Consider the following 18,103-nt stretch of genomic DNA (forward strand, 5'->3'; position numbering starts at 1 on the left):
AATAGTTTTTTAGGTTGGGTTGCACGTATTTTATGAAATAGTTGCTTTATTCGTTAGGGTGTTAAGAATATTAATTGGAAAGGGCCGTCTTTTGAAGCATACGTCCTAAAATAGGAACGATTGCGAGGAGGCGCGTAGTTCTTTTAGTATTTGCAAATTTAGTTTATTTAGTTGTGATTATGGTCACGCATCGAAATAAGAGAGAGATATGAGATTAAACAATGAAAATCTAAGGCTTGCTATTATCGGTTTGGGATATGTTGGCCTACCACTTGCGGTTGAGTTCGGTAAGAAACTTGAAACAATTGGTTTTGACATTAACCAAGGTCGTGTAAATGAACTTAAAGATGGAGTTGATTCCACTCTTGAATGCAGCTCTGAGGAGTTGCAAGAAGCGGTCAATCTTTCTTACACGGCAAACTTAAGTGATTTAGCTCTTGCGAATGTATATATCGTAACAGTTCCTACTCCTATTGATGAGCACAAACAGCCAGACTTAACCCCTCTTGTAAAAGCATCGGAGGCGCTTGGCTCTGTGGTTAAGAAGGGTGATGTAATTATTTATGAATCTACTGTATACCCGGGAGCGACCGAAGAGACGTGTATTCCAGTTGTAGAAAAGGTCTCTGGTCTAACTTTTAATCAAGATTTCTTTGCTGGTTATTCACCCGAACGAATTAACCCAGGTGATAAAGAGCATCGAGTGACTAACATTTTGAAAGTTACGAGTGGTTCTAATGATGAAGTGGCCGAATTTGTAGACCAACTTTATAAGAAAATCATTGTCGCTGGTACACATAAGGCTTCATCAATTAAAGTGGCAGAAGCGGCCAAAGTGATCGAGAACACTCAGCGTGATGTAAACATTGCTTTGATTAATGAGTTGTCTCTGATTTTTAACAAGCTTGACATTGATACATTAGAGGTACTTGAAGCTGCTGGTACAAAATGGAACTTCTTACCATTCCGTCCAGGCCTTGTAGGCGGCCATTGTATAGGTGTTGATCCATACTACCTAACACACAAAGCGCAAAGCGTCGGTTATCACCCGGAAATGATTCTTGCCGGTCGTCGTCTGAATGACGGTATGGGTCGCTACGTAGTTTCTGAACTTGTGAAAAAGATGCTCAAAAAGCGTATTCAGATTGAAGATGCAAATGTACTGGTTATGGGATTAACCTTCAAAGAAAACTGCCCAGATCTGCGCAATACTCGTGTTGTTGATATCGTTGCAGAATTAGCTGAGTACAATATCAATGTTGATATAGTTGACCCATGGTGTTCGAACGAAGAAGCTCAACATGAGTATGGTTTAACAGCCGAAAAAGTTGCTAAGTCAGGTCATTATGACGGCATCATTCTGGCTGTTGCACATGATGAATTTAAGCAAGCTGGTGCCGATGAAATCCATTCATACGGTAAAGAAAATCATGTGCTTTATGATTTGAAGTATGTGTTGGACAAAGAAAGCGTAGATATGCGCTTATAACACTGGTTAGTATCATGTGGGATGAATAATGAGTAAATTTGAACAAATTCAACAAGAATTGTCGCAAGAGCCAAAAACTTGGTTAGTGACTGGTGTGGCAGGATTTATTGGCTCAAACTTATTAGAGAAATTGTTAAAGCTGAACCAGAAGGTAATTGGCCTCGAAAATTTTGCTACGGGACATCAATATAACCTGGACGAGGTTAAAGACAAGGTAACAGCTGAGAGCTGGAAAAATTTTACCTTCATTGAAGGTGATATCCGAAATTATGGGGATTGTGAAAAAGCATTAACGGGTGTTGATTATGTGCTTCACCAAGCTGCACTTGGCAGTGTTCCTCGCTCTATAGCTGATCCTATTACTACTAACTCAGCTAATATTACTGGGTTTATCAATATGCTGATGGCTGCAAAAGAGCAAGGGGTAAAAAGCTTCACTTATGCCGCCAGTAGCTCTACCTATGGCGATCATCCAGCATTGCCTAAAGTTGAAGAGAACATTGGTAATCCGTTGTCGCCTTACGCTGTAACTAAGTATGTAAATGAACTCTATGCAAGTGTATTCGCAAAAACTTATGGTTTTAAAGCCATTGGTTTACGCTATTTTAATGTTTTTGGGCCACGACAAGATCCTAATGGCGCTTATGCAGCAGTAATACCCAAATGGACTGCCGCAATGATAAACGGTGAGGACGTTTTTGTTAACGGAGACGGAGAGACTAGCCGAGATTTTTGCTTTATCGACAACGTAGTTGAGATGAACATTTTAGCAGCAACGGCCTCTGATGAAGCCAAAGATGAAGTTTATAACGTGGCAGTAGGTGATAGAACAACCCTGAACGAGCTTTATGAGACGATTAACTCCTCATTAACCGAACACGGCGTTTTAATTCAGGGTAATTTAAATTATCGTGACTTCAGAGTAGGAGATGTCAGGCATTCACAAGCGGATGTCTCTAAGGCTAAATCAAAGTTAGGGTATACTGGTATTTACTGCATAGGAGAGGGTATTTCTATCGCTATGCCTTGGTATATTGAGTTTTTTAGTAACTACGATTAAGAATATTTGGCTACGTAGGTCGTTCTACTGAAATTGACCTTGCGTAGAAAGTCGGAGTTGACCTGCAAGATTGATCCGATATTTGGAGGTTGGAAATTATAACTTCTAATAGCGGTAGTTAGTGGGCATCTAGAGGTGTCGATTAGGTTTTAATTATGCATATTCTATTTTTAACAGACAACTTTCCTCCCGAGGGAAACGCACCTGCGACCCGAACTTACGAACACGCTACCCGATGGGTGAAAGCGGGCCATAAAGTGACAGTGATTACCTGTGCTCCTAACTTTCCTGAAGGAAAGGTTTTTGAAGGGTTCAAAAACAAGCTTTATGACGTGTCAGAGCTTGATGGCATTCGAGTGGTTCGTGTCAAAACATACATTACTGCCAATGAAGGCTTTGTAAAAAGAATTTTAGACTACATATCTTTTATGATTTCCGGCTTTTTTGCAGGACTATTTCAGAAAAAGCCTGACGTAATTGTTGCTACTTCACCTCAGTTTTTTTGTGCTTGTGCTGGATGGGCTTTATCTGCTGTTCGAAGAAAACCGTTTGTTTTTGAATTGCGTGATATTTGGCCTGCCTCTATTACAGCTGTCGGAGCGATGAAAGAGAGCAGGGCGATCACACTTCTTGAAAAAATTGAGTTGTTTTTGTATCGAAGAGCAGATTCTATCGTGTCTGTGACACATGCATTTAAAAATGAATTGATTGAACGTGGAGTTGATGGGGACAAAATCGAAGTGGTGCTCAACGGTGTAGACTTAAGCAAATATGAACCGGTGGCAGAGAAAGATTCTGAACTTGCAAAGCAACACAGCCTCGAAGGAAAATTTGTCGCAGGTTACATTGGTACGCATGGCATGGCGCATGGGTTAGAGCACATTGTTGCAGTAGCAGAAAAGCTACAACAATACGATGATATTCGATTTGTTTTCGCGGGCGGCGGCGCAGCAAGGCAGAAGGTTGTTGATCTAGTTCAAGAAAAACAATTGAACAATGTAGTGCTTATTAACCGTCAACCTAAAGAAATGATGCCTCGACTATGGTCGCTGTGCGACGTATCTCTAGTGCCTTTGATCAACAGCAATTTATTTAGAACAGTAATTCCATCCAAAATATTTGAATGTATGGGGATGGGCATCCCGACGATAATGAGTGTGCCAGAAGGCGAGGCGACAGCCATCATAAAAGACACGGACTCAGGTTTAGTGGTTGAAAGTGAAAACGTTGAAGCCATCTCGCAAGCGGTGTTAGAACTGTATCAAAATAAAACACTGTACGCAGAAAAACGACAAGCAAGTATTGCTGCTGGGCCACAATACAGCCGTGATTTGATGGCAGAGAATATGGAGAAGGTTTTTATTAAGCTAAAATAAGTTACCGCTTTAACCAGCTCACAATTCGCCATACCCTCGCAATCACCAAGTAATAGCTTGCAAACAGCCCCAGAAACATAAACAGTATCACAGGCTCTGGGGTCTTTAGTAGCTCTAAGGTAACGCCCAATCCAGTAATCACAAACGAGGCAATGGTCATTACGGCTAGGGTTTGACGTGAGGATAAGCCAGCCCGCATGAAGATGTGGTGTAAATGGTCTCTATCCGGTTTAAAAGGGCTTTGCCCTTTTTTTATGCGTCTAAGCATAATGGCTACCATATCCACCAATGGCAGTGCCACAATCCATAATGCCACCACGGGGCGAAATACCGGTTCGTTGGCGTCTACACCAATGCACAGCAGCCAAATGGTTAAATAACCAATGAGCATGCTGCCTGCATCTCCCATAAAGATTTTTCGTTTATTGCCAAACACAGACAAGTTAAACAGTAGGTAGGGCAATACAACGGAAACAATCACAAAGCACAGTATCGCAAAGTGGTGGCTATCGCTCAGCCAAAAAAGCACGCCCAAGCCCGTAAAGGTACTGAGCGTCATTCCCCCAATTAAGCCATCAATACCATCCACCATGTTATAAGCGTTAATTGCCGCCATTACCGCCAGTACGGTAAAGGGCACGGCAATAACGCCTAACTCTATGACGCCCAGGCAAAATAAATTACCGAGATCCGAGATTTGTCTATTGGCGACTAGAGCCATTAATAAAGCCGCGCCCACTTGAGCTACAATTCTAATTTTTACTGATAAGTCGTACTTATCATCGATGGCGCCAATTAATGTAATGAAAAAACACCCTGCCATTAATGCTTCTATGGCTCGGGTAAACTCGAAACCAAAAAATAGGTGCATAAAACCTATGCCCACCATTAGGCTGGTATAGATAGCAAGACCGCCAACCAGTGGAATATGTCCTTGATGTTGTTTGCGTTGATTAGGCTTGTCGACTAACCCAATAGAGTGGGCTAGCGGTTGTAAAATGGTGATTAACGACAGAGAGACAAAAAAACTCAGTAGTATGGGAAGGCTAGTTGTCATAGTTTCATTTTGTTTTTTCGGAAATTTATTCCAATTGAGCTCAACTCAGCTCAATTGCGCTCATTGATAAATTTGATTTTGCGACCAAATTCTACCAAAAAATTAGTTGAAAAGTCTTGTTAAAAGCGCACTAGATTTCTAATTTTTCGCATTAGCTATGACCTGTTTGCCTAAATCAAGACTACAGTGCATAATTCTTCGCAAATTGAACTCTATTCTAAGTGGTAATATTATGAAAATCGCAGTTTCCGGCACCGGCTACGTAGGCCTATCGAACTCCATTCTGCTCGCGCAACATAATGAAGTGGTTGCGGTGGATATTATTCCTGAAAAAGTTGAGCTCATTAACAACAAGCAATCCCCTATTGTGGATGCTGAAATTGAGAGCTATTTAGCCACTAAGCCCCTTAATTTAACCGCTACCCTAGATAAGCACTTGGCCTACGAAGGGGCGGATTATGTGATTGTTGCTACGCCAACCGATTACGACCCAAAAACCAACTACTTTAATACCGGCTCCGTTGAAGCGGTGATTCAGGACGTAAAGGCTATTAACCCCAATGCGGTGATGGTGATTAAATCAACGGTTCCTGTGGGCTTTACTGCCAATATGCGGGAGAAATACGGCACCAATAACATTATCTTCTCGCCGGAGTTTTTGCGTGAAGGCTTGGCCCTTAAAGACAACTTGCACCCGTCGCGCATTGTGGTGGGCGAGGTGTCGGAGCGGGCACAGCGCTTTGCGGATTTGCTGGTAGAAGGCGCCATTAAAGAGAACATTGATGTACTGCTTACCGGCTCTACCGAAGCAGAAGCCATTAAGCTGTTTGCCAACACCTACTTGGCCATGCGTGTGGCTTATTTTAACGAATTGGATAGCTACGCCGAGTCTCACGGCTTGGATAGCCGCCAGATTATTGAAGGGGTCGGGCTAGACCCTCGCATTGGCTCTCACTACAACAACCCGTCTTTCGGTTATGGCGGCTATTGCTTGCCTAAAGACACCAAGCAAATGCTGGCCAACTACGAAGACGTGCCTAATAACCTGATTAAAGCCATTGTGGATGCTAATCGCACTCGCAAAGACTTTGTGGCCGATAGTATTATTAGCCGCAACCCTAAAGTTGTTGGAGTGCACCGTCTTATTATGAAGGCCGGCTCTGACAACTTTAGAAGCTCGTCTATTCAAGGCATTATGAAGCGCATTAAGGCAAAAGGCATTGAAGTGGTGGTGTATGAGCCTGTGCTTAAAGAGCCAGAGTTCTTTAACTCCCGCGTTATCACCGATCTTAATGAGTTTAAAGCACAGTCTGATGTGATTATTGCCAACCGCTTAACCGATGACATTAAAGACGTGGCCGATAAAGTGTATACCCGCGACTTGTTTGGTAGCGACAGTTAATGGAAGCAAGCTTCAGCGGCACTCAAGCCTTTGTTTTGCTGCTGTTTGCTTTAACCATTGCAGGGCTTATTCGCTATCAGGCCCATTCTACAAAGGTGTTTGGGCTGTTGCTCATTACCCTTTACTTAAGCGCGTTAGTGAGTACAGATCAACTCATTGCCAGCGTGTCGAACACTGGCTTACTCACCTTAATGATGTTGATGCTGTGCTCGGTGGCCATTGAAAAAACACGCTTGCTGCGCTCGCTCACCAGCTTTGTGATAGGCGTAAGCTACAAAGCCACTTGGCTCAGATTATATGGCCTAACCGCAATATTTTCAGGCTTGCTTAATAACACCGCAGTAGTGTCTACCATGCTAGCCCCCATTCGCAGTAATCGCTTTCATAGCGCCAGTAAGCTGCTATTACCCTTGTCCTATGCCGCTATTCTTGGTGGCACCTTAACCCTTGTGGGTACGTCTACCAACCTTATTGTGAATAGCTTAGTGCTGGATAACGGCATGGAAAGCTTACACTTCTTTGATTTCACCCTCGTAGGGCTTTGCTTGGTGCTTGGCTGTGGCGGTTTGCTGTTTTTTCTAAGTTCACTGTTACCTCAAGGGCAATCGATACCCATAGAGCCTCAGGCTTATTTAATAGGCACGAAAGTCACCAAAGATTCTGAGCTTGTAGGCAAAAGCGTTGAAGAAAACGGCTTGCGTAACTTGGAATCCTTGTTTTTGGTGGAAATCATTCGAGATGGGCGGCTAATTTCGCCTGTGAGTCCGGAACAGGTTATTCAAGCCGATGATCGCTTGCTCTTTAGTGGTGACATTAAAAAAGTGACCGTGCTGGCGCAGTTTCAAGGTTTGTCTTTGTTTGCCGATGATAGCGGCTTACCACTGAGCAATTTATCAGAAGTGGTAATTCGCCCTGAAAGTCGTTTGGTGGGCAGCACCCTTAAAAAGTCTGGCTTTCGAGCCTTATTTGATGCCGCTGTGGTGGCCATTAAGCGTGATGGAGAGGCAATTTCGGGCAAGTTAGGTGATGTTGAATTGCGTTCGGGCGACTACTTAGCACTGGCAATTGGTAACGACTTTAACCAACGTCATAATTTAACTAAGAATTTTTTCATGTTAAGCGACGTCAAAACCGAACACTTACTGGGCGGTTGGCGAGAAAAGCTGGCGGTATTTGGTTTTGTCGCAGCCATTGGGCTTGCGGCTATCGGAGTGACCACATTGTTCAAAAGCGTATTCTTGTTTTTGTGCGTGTTGTTGCTGTCTGGGGCGCTGAAACCTAATGAAGCGTTGCAGCGATTGCCGGTGAATATTTGGCTTATTATTTCCTCGGCTTTGGTGTTATCTCAAGCACTTAACGCCAGTGGCGTGTTTCGTTGGTTAGATTATATTGGCACATCATATAGCGATTTGATTACTCCGTTTGCTGGGTTGGTTATTGTGTATTTGCTATCATGGCTGCTCACTGAGTTGGTAACCAATAATGCTGCGGCGGCCTTAGTGTTCCCATTGGCGTTAGAGTTGGCATCGAGCTTAGGTGCCAACCCGCACGCGTATATATTGGCGGTCGCGTTTGGCGCCAGTGCCAGTTTTATTAGCCCCTATGGCTATCAAACCAACTTAATGGTGTTTAATGCCGGACAATACCAATTAAAAGACTTTGTTAAAGTCGGGGTGCCCATCGCCTTACTTTACGGAGCTATAGTAATCGCCACTATTCCCTTGTTTATAGGAATATAATATAGGAGTTGTAAACTTTGACCATTTCGCTAGAACGCTTGACTCACCTTAAGCAATTGGAAGCTGAATCAATTCACATTATGCGCGAAGTGGCGGCGGAGTTTGACAACCCAGTAATGCTGTATTCCGTGGGTAAAGACTCATCGGTAATGCTGCATTTGGCCAGAAAAGCTTTCGCTCCTGGTATTCCTCCATTCCCGCTTATGCACGTCGACACCACCTGGAAGTTCAAAGAAATGATCGCGTTTCGCGATTACATGGCCAAAAAACTGGGCATGAAACTGATTGTGCATCAAAACCCGGAAGGGTTGAAAATGGGCATGAATCCCTTTGTGTATGGCAGTGCCATGCATACCGACATCATGAAAACTCAAGGTTTAAAGCAGGCGCTGGACAAGCACGGTTTTGACGCCGCCTTTGGTGGCGCCCGTCGCGACGAAGAGAAGTCTCGCGCTAAAGAGCGAGTGTACTCATTTAGAGACGAACACCACCGTTGGGACCCTAAAAATCAACGCCCAGAGCTTTGGAACATCTATAACGGTAAGGTTAATAAAGGCGAAAGCATTCGTGTATTCCCTTTGTCTAACTGGACTGAGCTTGATATTTGGCAATACATTTATCTGGAAGAAATTGAAATTCCGTCGCTTTATTTGTCTGCGAAACGACCAGTGGTTGAGCGTGATGGCATGCTGATTATGGTGGATGACGAGCGCATGGAGCTGAAACATGGCGAAGTGATTGAAGAGAAGATGGTGCGCTTTAGAACCTTAGGTTGTTATCCGCTCACCGGTGCGGTGGAATCGCAAGCCACTACGTTGCCAGAAGTGATTCAAGAAATGCTGCTTACTACTACCTCAGAGCGACAAGGGCGTGCCATTGACCACGATAGCTCAGGCTCTATGGAGAAAAAGAAGCGCGAAGGGTATTTCTAAATGAACGATAACATTGTTTGGCATAAGGCTTCGGTTAACCCTGGGCAGCGCGCCGCGCTTAAGCAGCAAAAGCCCGCCGTACTTTGGTTTACCGGACTCAGCGGTTCGGGCAAGTCCACCATTGCCAACGCGGTTGAGCTCAAGCTGTTAACACTGCATAAGCACAGTTATTTGTTGGATGGTGACAACGTTCGCCATGGCCTAAACAACGACTTAGGTTTTTCCGACGCCGATAGAGTTGAGAACATTCGTCGCATAGGCGAGGTGGCCAAGCTGTTTGTGGACTCGGGTTGTTTAGTATTAACCGCGTTTATTTCGCCTTTTTTAAGCGACCGCGAGCAGGTAAAACAATTGCTGGCGCAAGGTCAGTTTATTGAGGTCTTCGTTGATACTCCCATTGACGTGTGCGAAGCGCGTGATCCTAAAGGGCTTTATAAAAAAGCTCGTGCCGGCGAAATTAAGCATTTCACGGGCATAGATTCCGACTACCAAGCACCGGTTAATCCTAATATTTGGCTGAAAACCGCAGAGCATTCGGTTGAGCGTTGTGCTCAGCAGGTGGTGGACTATTTAGCTCAACAGGGCTATTTAGAACAAGCGCACTCAGAGCAAGCACACTCAGAGGCTCAGTAGCATGCATTACGACGTATTTAATGGCGATGCAGATGGCATATGCGCCTTGCTTCAGTTGCGACTGAGCCAGCCACGAGAGTCCACGCTAATCAGTGGGGTAAAGCGCGATATCCAATTGCTGCAGCAAGTGGATATTGAAAACGCTCAATCGGTGACTGTGCTGGATATCTCTATGGAGAAAAACCAGCCGGCTTTAGCGCAATTGCTGGCTAATGATATAGAGGTGTTTTATTGCGACCACCATCGCAGCGGTGACATTCCAAAAAGCGAACACCTACAAGCCATCATTGATTTGGCCCCAGAAACCTGCACCAGCTTGTTGATTAACCAGCATTTGCAGGGACAGTTTGCCCACTGGGCCATAGCCGGCGCTTTTGGCGATAATCTCTTGGTGCCGGCACAGCAACTAGCGAACCAGTGTGGGTTAAGCAATGCGCAAATCGAGTTCTTAAAGGAGCTGGGTACTTTAATTAATTACAACGGCTATGGTGCGTCGTTGGCGGATTTAACCTTTGAACCGACGCAGCTGTTCGAAGAGCTGCTGAGCTATTCAGATCCACTGGCCATGATGGCGCTTGAAGAGTCTCCGTTTACTGAGCTGCAAGCCGCTTATAAGCAAGACAGTCAGTTGGTGGGCGAGCTTAAGCCCAGCTTCCAAGACAACGCTTGCCAAGTTTACGAGCTGCCTTGTGAAGCGTGGGCACGGCGCATAAGCGGCGTGTTTGGCAATCAATTGGCCAATCAAAATGCGCAGTTGGCCCATGGGGTTATAACCCTTAACCCAAGCGGTAATGACTACACAGTAAGCGTTCGAGCACCGCTTAATAATCGCATTGGCGCCGATGACGTGTGTTGTCAGTTTGCCACAGGCGGGGGGCGCAAAGCGGCCGCCGGCATTAATCAATTACCAAAGGCTGAAGTGTCGACATTTATCGATGCTTTGTCTAACTATTATAAGCATTTAGGAGCAAATCATGTCTCATAGCTCAGATCTCATCGCCACCGATATTGAGGGCTATTTAAAGGTTCATGAAAATAAGGACTTGTTACGCTTCCTAACCTGCGGCAACGTGGACGATGGCAAATCAACCTTAATTGGTCGTTTGTTGTTCGATTCGAAATTGATCTACGAAGATCAAATGGCCGCCATTGAAAAAGATTCGCAAAAGTTTAATACCACCGACGAGACCTTTGATTTGGCGCTGCTAGTGGATGGTTTGCAGTCGGAGCGAGAGCAGGGCATTACCATTGATGTGGCCTATCGCTATTTTTCCACCGAAAAGCGTAAGTTCATTATTGCCGACACTCCTGGGCACGAGCAATACACCCGTAATATGGTGACCGGCGCCTCTACCTGTGAGCTGGCCATTGTGATGGTGGATGCCCGCCATGGCATTCAAAATCAAACCCGCCGCCACAGCTTTATTTGCAGCCTATTAGGTATTAAGCACATCATTGTTGCCATCAATAAAATGGATTTGATGGACTATGACCGCGAAGTGTTTAGAAAGCTTAAAGTTGAATACCGCGAGATGGCCAAGAACTTTAACATCGATGACATTCGCTTCGTGCCCATTTCGGCGCTAAAAGGCGACAACGTGGTGACGCCGAGTGAAAATATGGATTGGTACCCAGGTGCCACCTTAATGAAGCTCTTAGAAACGGTTAAAGTCGATAAAGACGTCGATACCGAAAACATGCGCTTCCCGGTGCAATACGTTAATCGCCCGAATCTAAACTTCCGTGGTTTTTGTGGCACCTTAACCTCTGGCATATTGCAAGTGGGCGATGAAGTGACCGCGCTGCCATCGGGCAAAACCTCGAGAGTTAAGTCGATTTTTACCTACGACGGTGAACTGCAATCGGCACGCCCGGGTGTAGCCATTACCGTAACCCTTGAAGACGAAATTGACGTGTCTCGCGGTGACATGCTGGTGCACACAGGTCATGAGCCGGAGTTGTCTAATCAGTTTAGCGCACACCTGGTTTGGATGGGCGAAACGCCGCTGCGCACCCACAAAGAATACACCTTTAAATTTGCCACTAAATCGTGCTTTGGCAAAGTGGTGGAGCTGCCCCATAAAATTAACGTAAACACCTTAGATGAGCATGCTCACAACAGTGACACGCTAGAGCTTAACGAAATTGCGTTAATCCAAGTGGCGCTTAACGACAAGGTGGCAGTGGATGCCTATCAAGCGCTGCCGCAAACCGGTGCCTTTGTCGTAATTGACCGTCATACCAATGTTACCGTTGGCGCGGGTATGGTGAGCAGCATTGCCGCTAACGACATTGAGGTTGTGCGGGAATACAGCCAAGCCGAGCGCGAGCTCAACGCTTATGTACGCAAGCACTATCCGGAGTGGGGTTGTAGCGAGGTTTAGTTGTTCTATGTTGTTTAGAGGAGCGACGACTTTTGTCATTGGCTCCTCTGCTCGTTTCTGTACTTTGTAATTCTTTAGAATGGGTAAGTTAGATCCGCAAAGATCAAGGCTTGGGTACTGCGCTTAGCCGTTTCGGCTATTTCGCTTTGACGCACCTCGGCTCCGAGGTTTACTCGCCCCATAAAGGTTTCTCGACCGACTTGACTTGAGATACTCACCAAATTTTCTTTAGGCTGATAAGGGGTGTAGTCGGGGTTGCGATGACCGCCGTCTTTATTTAACTGTAACCAGCGCACTTTGGTTTCAACTTGGTAGGTTGGGGTTTGGCTGATAACGCCTAACACCAGTGTGCGGGCATCGCTGTCGTAACTGCTGCCGATTGAACGCTGGTAATAACGGTATCCGCCCAAATACTCTGAGTGCTCATAAAAGCAGTTAAAAACATTTGCGTTGGTGCCGCAGGCCACTAAGGTATCGCTTGCTTCGAGGTAAACCTTGTTCACTGAATCACCAATGTTAAGCCAGGTGTCCACTCCAAGTTGACGACCGCAATCGGCAATTTGCCATGGGTAGGGGCCGGCGTTGTCTTCGCAGGTTCTTTCGAAGTAAATACCTATTGGCTGGCCGAACCAGGTATCGCTGTAGCGAACATCAAACCCCGCTATCTTATTCCCTTTATGGCTTTTAGTACTGCTGTCGCAATCATTGGTGCCGTCGGTGCAATTACCTCCGCCAACCAGTGAATCCCAAATGTCACTTAAACTGCAATCAATGCCCTCGCCACACATTTGGTTGGTTAAACTAAACCCCAGTTCTAACTGCCGCAGTGGTCGTAAGGTACCGCGCATTTGTAACAGGTATGGATTGGCAATGGCGCGATCACTCTCTAGGCGAGACATGCTGCCGGTAAAATTCCACTCACCCAGCCAGCTTAACCATGGCGTTTCGAACGCTTGAGGGTCGTTTCGAGAAAGGGTGAGGCCGGGAAGGGGGCGTGCGTTATTGGTGCGGTGGAGGTTTTGATCGTTACCCGGGCCCCACCAAGAGCTGACCAAGCCAGCCGACACAACCCAGTTGCCTAAAAGCAAGGCTGCGTAGGAATCGTCCAGCCGATAAGTGTGGTTGTCGGAGGCGTCGTAGTGCGCCGAAGCTGCAACCTTATAGGCAAAGTAATCGCTACTGCCGCTGTTTGATACGCTAAGGCTGGCGCGCTCACGATGGGGCTCACCAAAGCTGGTAAAGCGCTTGTCTTTGCTGGTGGCAGCCGCTTTAATTTCGCTTTTAAAAGGTTGCTCTTGGGTTTGCTGATAGCGGTAGTTTACTCGAGCGACCACTTCGGCGATATCTGGACTGAGCTCGCTGATATCCGCACTCTTTAGGTTTCTGGTAATACCAGACCACATGAGCGGATAAGTGTTTATGGGGACTGTGATTACGCCCGCATCGGCCAAACGCTGGATGTCGGCGCGTAAAAATTGATCGCTGGTGTCTATCCATGGCTCGGCGTGAGCCTTGGGTACAGTGAAAAAAGCATGACTTGTAACAGCCAAAAGGCAAACCGTTCGCAAACTTCGAAGCATCACACAATCCTTTTTAGGTGCGTCGCAATGTTATTTTTTGGTAAGCCTGATGTTATCAGATAATCAGTGCTTGCGGCAGATCTTATGAGCCTGTTACCGCAAAAGGGCGCTTAAAAGCGCCGTTCCCAACCGGCGTATACCGTGGCGTCCCAATGGCTGCTATGGTCAGTGATTGGGTATTCGCTGTAGCCCAAGGTTCCACCAAGCTTGAGCTTGCCGTGATAAAAGGGCCTATGATAGCTGCTGTCGACTTGATATAAGCGTTCGTAGCGACCGGGCGATACCGGATTGCCACCGGGCTCGCCTCTATCATTACCGTCGGTGTTTAAGCGGGCCCAGCGAAACTTGTTAGTAATGCTTTGGCCGTGGCTTAGCTGGGTAATGGCTCCCAACACAAACACTCGAGAGTCGTTGTCGTAGGTACTGCCGAGACTGCGGCCATAGTAGCGATAACCGTCGCGATAAAAACCATGTTCGTACAAGCAGTTATAAATACTGGAGTCGATGCCACAGGCCACTGCGGTGTCTGAATATTCGGCAAATACTCGAGTGTTAAACTGGGCTATATAGACGTCGATACCGCCCATGTTGGCTGAGTTAATTAAGCGGTTTTTGCCGTTATGAAAGTCTTCGTGAATGCGCTCGTAGTATATGCCATAGGGTACGCCCCAGGCGGTGTCTGACCACCTAAAGTCATAGCCTGCCAGCATGTTTTCTTGACCGTTTTTAACGTCGCCCTCGCTGACGCCGCCATTGAATAAGCCGTTCCACCAGTCTTTAAGGCTGTTGCCGTAACCTTCGCCACCCCATTGCATGGTCCACGAAAAGCCAATTTCTAATTTGCTGACGGGTTTTAAGGTACCGCGAGCGCCCCAATGTTTAGCGTCTGGCACGTAACGGCCACTTTCCATTTGGCTAAAGGCGGTGGTGAATGTCCACGGGCCTATCCAGTTAAGCCAAGGGCTTTCAAAGGCGCTGGAGTCGTTTCTTGTGAAGCTGATGCCTGGCATGGGACGGGCATTGGTGGTTTGAATGAGCCCAGAGTCCCAGCCCGGCCCCCAGTATTTTTGTACTGCACCGCCGGTTACTATCCAGTTGCCCAGTTTGACCGCAGCGAAGCTGTTATCGAGGCGGCTGGGGTTGCCATCTTGAGCGTCGTAATGATAACTGGCGGCCAAGCGTCCACTAAACCAGTCTTGAGTGACTTCAACGTTGGCTGTTAGGGCCGCTTTGTCGCGATAGTCTTGGCCAAAGCCAATAAAGCGGGTTTGGTCGGTAGCGCCATTGAGTTCGATTTTACTGTGAATGGCTTGATGGTCGCGCTGGTAAGCGGCTACTACCCTTTGATAAGCCAGTTGCTGGTTGGTGGTAAGTGATTGTTGTTGAGCTTGGTCGAGATCGTTTTTAATGCGGGCCCACATAAGCGGGTAAGTGGTTACCGGGTGGGTGATGATGCCGCTATCCGCCAACAATTGGATGTCGGCTCGTAGTGGCAAATCGGTGGGCTCGACCCACCAAGCGGCTTTCACGGAAAAACTGGATAACAACAGAGCACTTAACAGCAGCTTCGACTTCATAAACGGTCCCGACTTCTATATGGGTATTATTTTTGAGCTGATTTAGGGGGGCTATATTAGCAGCAGCTGAGGTAGCAGCACAAAGCGTTTGTGCGGATTTTTATGCGCATAAAAGTGTATTTGCACAGATCAGCTACGTAATATCTCCAGTATTTCAGCGGTTTTTTGTTGCATCAGTTTAACGTTGTTTATGGATTCAACGTTGAGTCGTACCACAGGCTCGGTGTTGCTGCTGCGCAAGTTGAAGCGCCATTGGCCTTGCGGCTCATTAAAGCTCATTGATAGGCCATCGGTATGATCGGTTTGACAGGCGCTTTTTTGGTAGTAGGCGCTCACTTTATTTATGCTGTTTTTGGGTTCTGCCAAGGTGGAATTGATTTCCCCGGAACTTGGATAAGCGCGAATACGCTCTTTGACCAGCTCGGATAAGGGCTGGTTTTTGTTTGAAAGCAGCTCGATGACCAGCAACCATGGGATCATACCGGAATCGCAATAATTAAAGCGCTTGAAGTAATGATGAGCGCTCATTTCACCGCCATAAATGGCGTCTTCTTCGCGCATGCGCTCTTTGATGAAGGCGTGACCGGTTTTACTCATGATGGCTTGGCCGTTATTTTGTTGGACTATGTCTTGAGTGTTCCAAATGAGTCTTGGGTCGTGGATGATTTTAGCGGGTGAGGCTTGCTCTGGTTGCTGTTGTTTTTGCTGCTGTTGCTGTTGCAAAAATGCTTCCGCCAGCAAACCCACAATGTAGTAGCCTTCAATGAATTCGCCGTTTTCATCAAACAAAAAGCAGCGATCAAAGTCGCCATCCCAAGCGATACCTAGGTGAGCTTGATGCTTAATAACAGCATTAGCGGTATCGGCTCGATTTTCCGGCAGCAGCGGATTGGGGATGCCGTTAGGGAAGGTTGCATCGGGCTGGTGATGCACCTTGATAAATCGGATTGGAATTTTTTTGTCGTTGAACAGACTTTCTATGGCATCGATAACGTGACCGGCTGCACCATTGCCGGCATTGACAACAACTTTCATCGGCTTTAAATCGTACACATTAATATAGCTAAGTAGGTGATCAACGTAAGCCTGTTGAATGTCGGTTTTTCGATAAACACCGCGTTCCTCTGGCAACACTATGCTGAACTGATTAGACTCAGCCAGTGCTTGAATATCGAAAAGCCCCGAGTCTCCCGAGATGGGCCGGCTCTGCTCGCGCACCAGTTTCATGCCGTTGTAGTCGATTGGATTGTGAGATGCGGTAACCACAATGCCGCCATCGAGCTTTAAATGTGCGGTGGCAAAATAGATTTCTTCGGTGCCCACCATGCCAATGTCGAGCACGTTAACGCCGGCGTCTTGTAGCCCCAGCGCTAACGACAGCTTAAGCGCCTCTGACGACTCGCGAACATCGCCGCCAAGCACCACGGTTTTAGGGCTTAAATGCTGCCCAAAAGCCCGACCAATGCGATAGGCGATGTCTTCATTAAGCTCCTCACCTAATTTTCCCCGAATGTCATAAGCCTTAAAGCAGGTTAGTTTTCCTGAAGTATGCGGCACGATTTTCCCCAAAATCATAGAATTAGCGACATATAATTGCCTTTGTACTTTAATCTTAGCAGGAGTTTTGCGGTTTGCTTTTTGAGGTTTTGGCATTTTTGGGGCCCTGGGTATTATTGAGCAATTTTAACGGCGTGATGCGAGCCAGGTTCCTTGAACAATGGGAATGGTGCTACCGTTTTGATCGATGAATAACGGCTCAACGGTGATTAGTTGTTGTTTGCCGTTATCGGCATGTTCAATGGCTTCAAGTTGCAGGTGTAGGTGAGGGAGACCACCACCACCGGTTGCGCCACTGAAGGCAATGAGCTCGCCTTGTTCAACGATTTGCCCTTCAACTGGAATCACTGAGTTAAATTTGAGATGAGAGTAGCTGGCTAAGGTGCCATCGTGGTGCAATATGGAGACAATGTTGCCCCATTTTACACAGGACTTATCGGGGCAGCCAAAGTCAGAGTCCTCTTTAACGTACGCCACGCGCCCACTTCTAATGCTGTATACGGGCGTGCCGGTTGGAACCAAGAAGTCGATTGCATTTTGATTAAAGCCAGAGTGACTGCGATATCGGAAATTTGTTATTGAGAATTTTGGTTTTGATGGCGATTGAATAACTTTCGCTTCGCTTTTAATGGGTAAGGGAAATCGATTAACCCAGTCATTATCTGTATTTGCGGCAAAGCTTGAGCGCACTCTAAAACTGTACTTTTTATCTGGTGTGGATTGTCTTATTAGGGTTGCGAGCTGTTTGTTCTGATTGGGCGCAATGTATATTAACCCTAGATTGCTGGGCTCGGTCCAGTTTATTTGATAGTGGGTAGAGGTGGGTTCGACAAACTCAAGTTGCAGCTGCATCGGTTGTGTCGTTAAGTTCGTAGCGCTGGCTGAAAAGCCCCCTTTAAGGGGATCGTGAGAAAAGCCAATGGCTAGTTGTTCATTTTTTTTACCTTTAACTCCCTTTGGGGCGTTATCGGTAGGGAACAAATTAAATGCGTAAACAAGCGTGCCAAAGACCATTACAAATGCAATAGCGGCGATACTTGCTAACAGCTTTAAGTTTCTCATTTGATGCTCACCTTAAAGAGGGAAATATCGTTAATTACAGGAGACAGCTTCGGCGGTAACGGTCAAATCCTGTCCAGGAGCACAGGTTGTCTTGCTTCCATCTGGGCCTTCGTGGGAGGCTGATTCGCTACCAGATGATACGACAATAACCGCAGCGATAATTGCACCCGCAGCGCCAATACCAGCTGCGATAATCGGTACAATTCCACCATTCACCTGTTCAAGTTCACTTTGTTGTAATTCGTACATAATTAA

At 46.4% G+C, this 18,103-nt stretch carries 15 protein-coding genes; 9 read left to right on the forward strand and 6 right to left on the reverse strand.

The annotated features are described in order from the left end of the window. Positions 1 to 208: 208 nt before the first annotated feature. The 3 genes from tviB (at position 209) to CLC91_RS03515 (ending at position 3,925) form a co-directional block, all read left to right on the forward strand. Positions 209 to 1,489, forward strand: coding sequence for a Vi polysaccharide biosynthesis UDP-N-acetylglucosamine C-6 dehydrogenase TviB (gene tviB, locus CLC91_RS03505; protein WP_095499994.1), 1,281 nt, complete (start codon positions 209 to 211; stop codon positions 1,487 to 1,489). A gap of 28 nt (positions 1,490 to 1,517) precedes the next feature. After that, positions 1,518 to 2,549, forward strand: a complete 1,032-nt coding sequence (locus CLC91_RS03510) for an SDR family oxidoreductase (protein WP_095499995.1) — start codon at positions 1,518 to 1,520, stop codon at positions 2,547 to 2,549. 155 nt (positions 2,550 to 2,704) lie between these two features. Further along, positions 2,705 to 3,925 (forward strand): glycosyltransferase family 4 protein, encoded by a 1,221-nt coding sequence (locus CLC91_RS03515; RefSeq protein ID WP_095499996.1) that lies wholly within the window; start codon positions 2,705 to 2,707, stop codon positions 3,923 to 3,925. 1 nt (position 3,926) lies between these two features. Here CLC91_RS03515 and wecA read toward each other — a convergent pair whose 3' ends face one another. Then, a complete protein-coding gene (gene wecA, locus CLC91_RS03520) occupies positions 3,927 to 4,982 on the reverse strand; it encodes a UDP-N-acetylglucosamine--undecaprenyl-phosphate N-acetylglucosaminephosphotransferase (protein ID WP_095499997.1) in 1,056 nt (351 codons plus the stop codon). A gap of 232 nt (positions 4,983 to 5,214) precedes the next feature. On the opposite strand from wecA, the gene CLC91_RS03525 reads away from it, so the two are divergent. From CLC91_RS03525 to cysN, 6 genes are read left to right on the forward strand one after another with little or no spacing between them, the layout of a single operon-like run. Then, the gene (locus tag CLC91_RS03525) at positions 5,215 to 6,384 is read left to right on the forward strand and encodes a nucleotide sugar dehydrogenase (RefSeq protein WP_095499998.1); all 1,170 of its coding nucleotides are present in this window, start codon (positions 5,215 to 5,217) and stop codon (positions 6,382 to 6,384) included. After that, complete coding sequence (locus CLC91_RS03530; protein WP_095499999.1) at positions 6,384 to 8,123, forward strand: SLC13 family permease; 1,740 nt, start codon at positions 6,384 to 6,386, stop codon at positions 8,121 to 8,123. The genes CLC91_RS03525 and CLC91_RS03530 overlap by 1 nt, the downstream gene beginning before the upstream one ends. A 23-nt stretch (positions 8,124 to 8,146) precedes the next feature. After that, positions 8,147 to 9,055, forward strand: coding sequence for a sulfate adenylyltransferase subunit CysD (cysD, locus tag CLC91_RS03535; protein WP_198950904.1), 909 nt, complete (start codon positions 8,147 to 8,149; stop codon positions 9,053 to 9,055). After that, entirely contained in the window at positions 9,056 to 9,688 is a 633-nt protein-coding gene (gene cysC, locus CLC91_RS03540) for an adenylyl-sulfate kinase (RefSeq protein WP_095500001.1), read from the forward strand. A 1-nt stretch (position 9,689) separates the two neighbouring features. Next, the gene (locus tag CLC91_RS03545; RefSeq protein ID WP_095500002.1) at positions 9,690 to 10,673 is read left to right on the forward strand and encodes an acetyltransferase; all 984 of its coding nucleotides are present in this window, start codon (positions 9,690 to 9,692) and stop codon (positions 10,671 to 10,673) included. Further along, the gene (gene cysN / locus CLC91_RS03550) at positions 10,663 to 12,072 is read left to right on the forward strand and encodes a sulfate adenylyltransferase subunit CysN (RefSeq protein WP_095500003.1); all 1,410 of its coding nucleotides are present in this window, start codon (positions 10,663 to 10,665) and stop codon (positions 12,070 to 12,072) included. The genes CLC91_RS03545 and cysN overlap by 11 nt, the downstream gene beginning before the upstream one ends. Positions 12,073 to 12,146: 74 nt before the next feature. On the opposite strand, the gene CLC91_RS03555 is transcribed toward cysN, so the two are convergent. The 5 genes from CLC91_RS03555 to CLC91_RS03575 all read right to left on the reverse strand — a co-directional run bounded on the left by CLC91_RS03555 (position 12,147) and on the right by CLC91_RS03575 (position 18,097). Next, positions 12,147 to 13,622 carry a capsule assembly Wzi family protein gene (locus tag CLC91_RS03555; RefSeq protein ID WP_233132562.1) on the reverse strand — a complete coding sequence of 492 codons (1,476 nt, stop codon included), beginning with the start codon at positions 13,620 to 13,622 and terminating at the stop codon, positions 12,147 to 12,149. A 140-nt stretch (positions 13,623 to 13,762) separates the two neighbouring features. Beyond that, on the reverse strand, positions 13,763 to 15,229 hold the full coding sequence (locus tag CLC91_RS03560) for a capsule assembly Wzi family protein (protein ID WP_095500005.1): 1,467 nt from the start codon (positions 15,227 to 15,229) through the stop codon (positions 13,763 to 13,765). Positions 15,230 to 15,358: 129 nt separating this feature from the next. Continuing rightward, the gene (locus CLC91_RS03565; RefSeq protein WP_233132563.1) at positions 15,359 to 16,786 is read right to left on the reverse strand and encodes a phosphohexomutase domain-containing protein; all 1,428 of its coding nucleotides are present in this window, start codon (positions 16,784 to 16,786) and stop codon (positions 15,359 to 15,361) included. A gap of 126 nt (positions 16,787 to 16,912) precedes the next feature. Continuing rightward, on the reverse strand, positions 16,913 to 17,848 hold the full coding sequence (locus CLC91_RS03570; RefSeq protein WP_095500006.1) for a peptidoglycan DD-metalloendopeptidase family protein: 936 nt from the start codon (positions 17,846 to 17,848) through the stop codon (positions 16,913 to 16,915). Positions 17,849 to 17,878: 30 nt separating this feature from the next. Beyond that, complete coding sequence (locus CLC91_RS03575) at positions 17,879 to 18,097, reverse strand: class IIb bacteriocin, lactobin A/cerein 7B family (protein WP_095499609.1); 219 nt, start codon at positions 18,095 to 18,097, stop codon at positions 17,879 to 17,881. Positions 18,098 to 18,103: the final 6 nt, after the last annotated feature.

It is taken from the genome of Paraferrimonas haliotis (assembly GCF_002282895.1).
In the GTDB taxonomy this organism is placed as follows: Bacteria; Pseudomonadota; Gammaproteobacteria; order Enterobacterales; family Shewanellaceae; genus Paraferrimonas; species Paraferrimonas haliotis.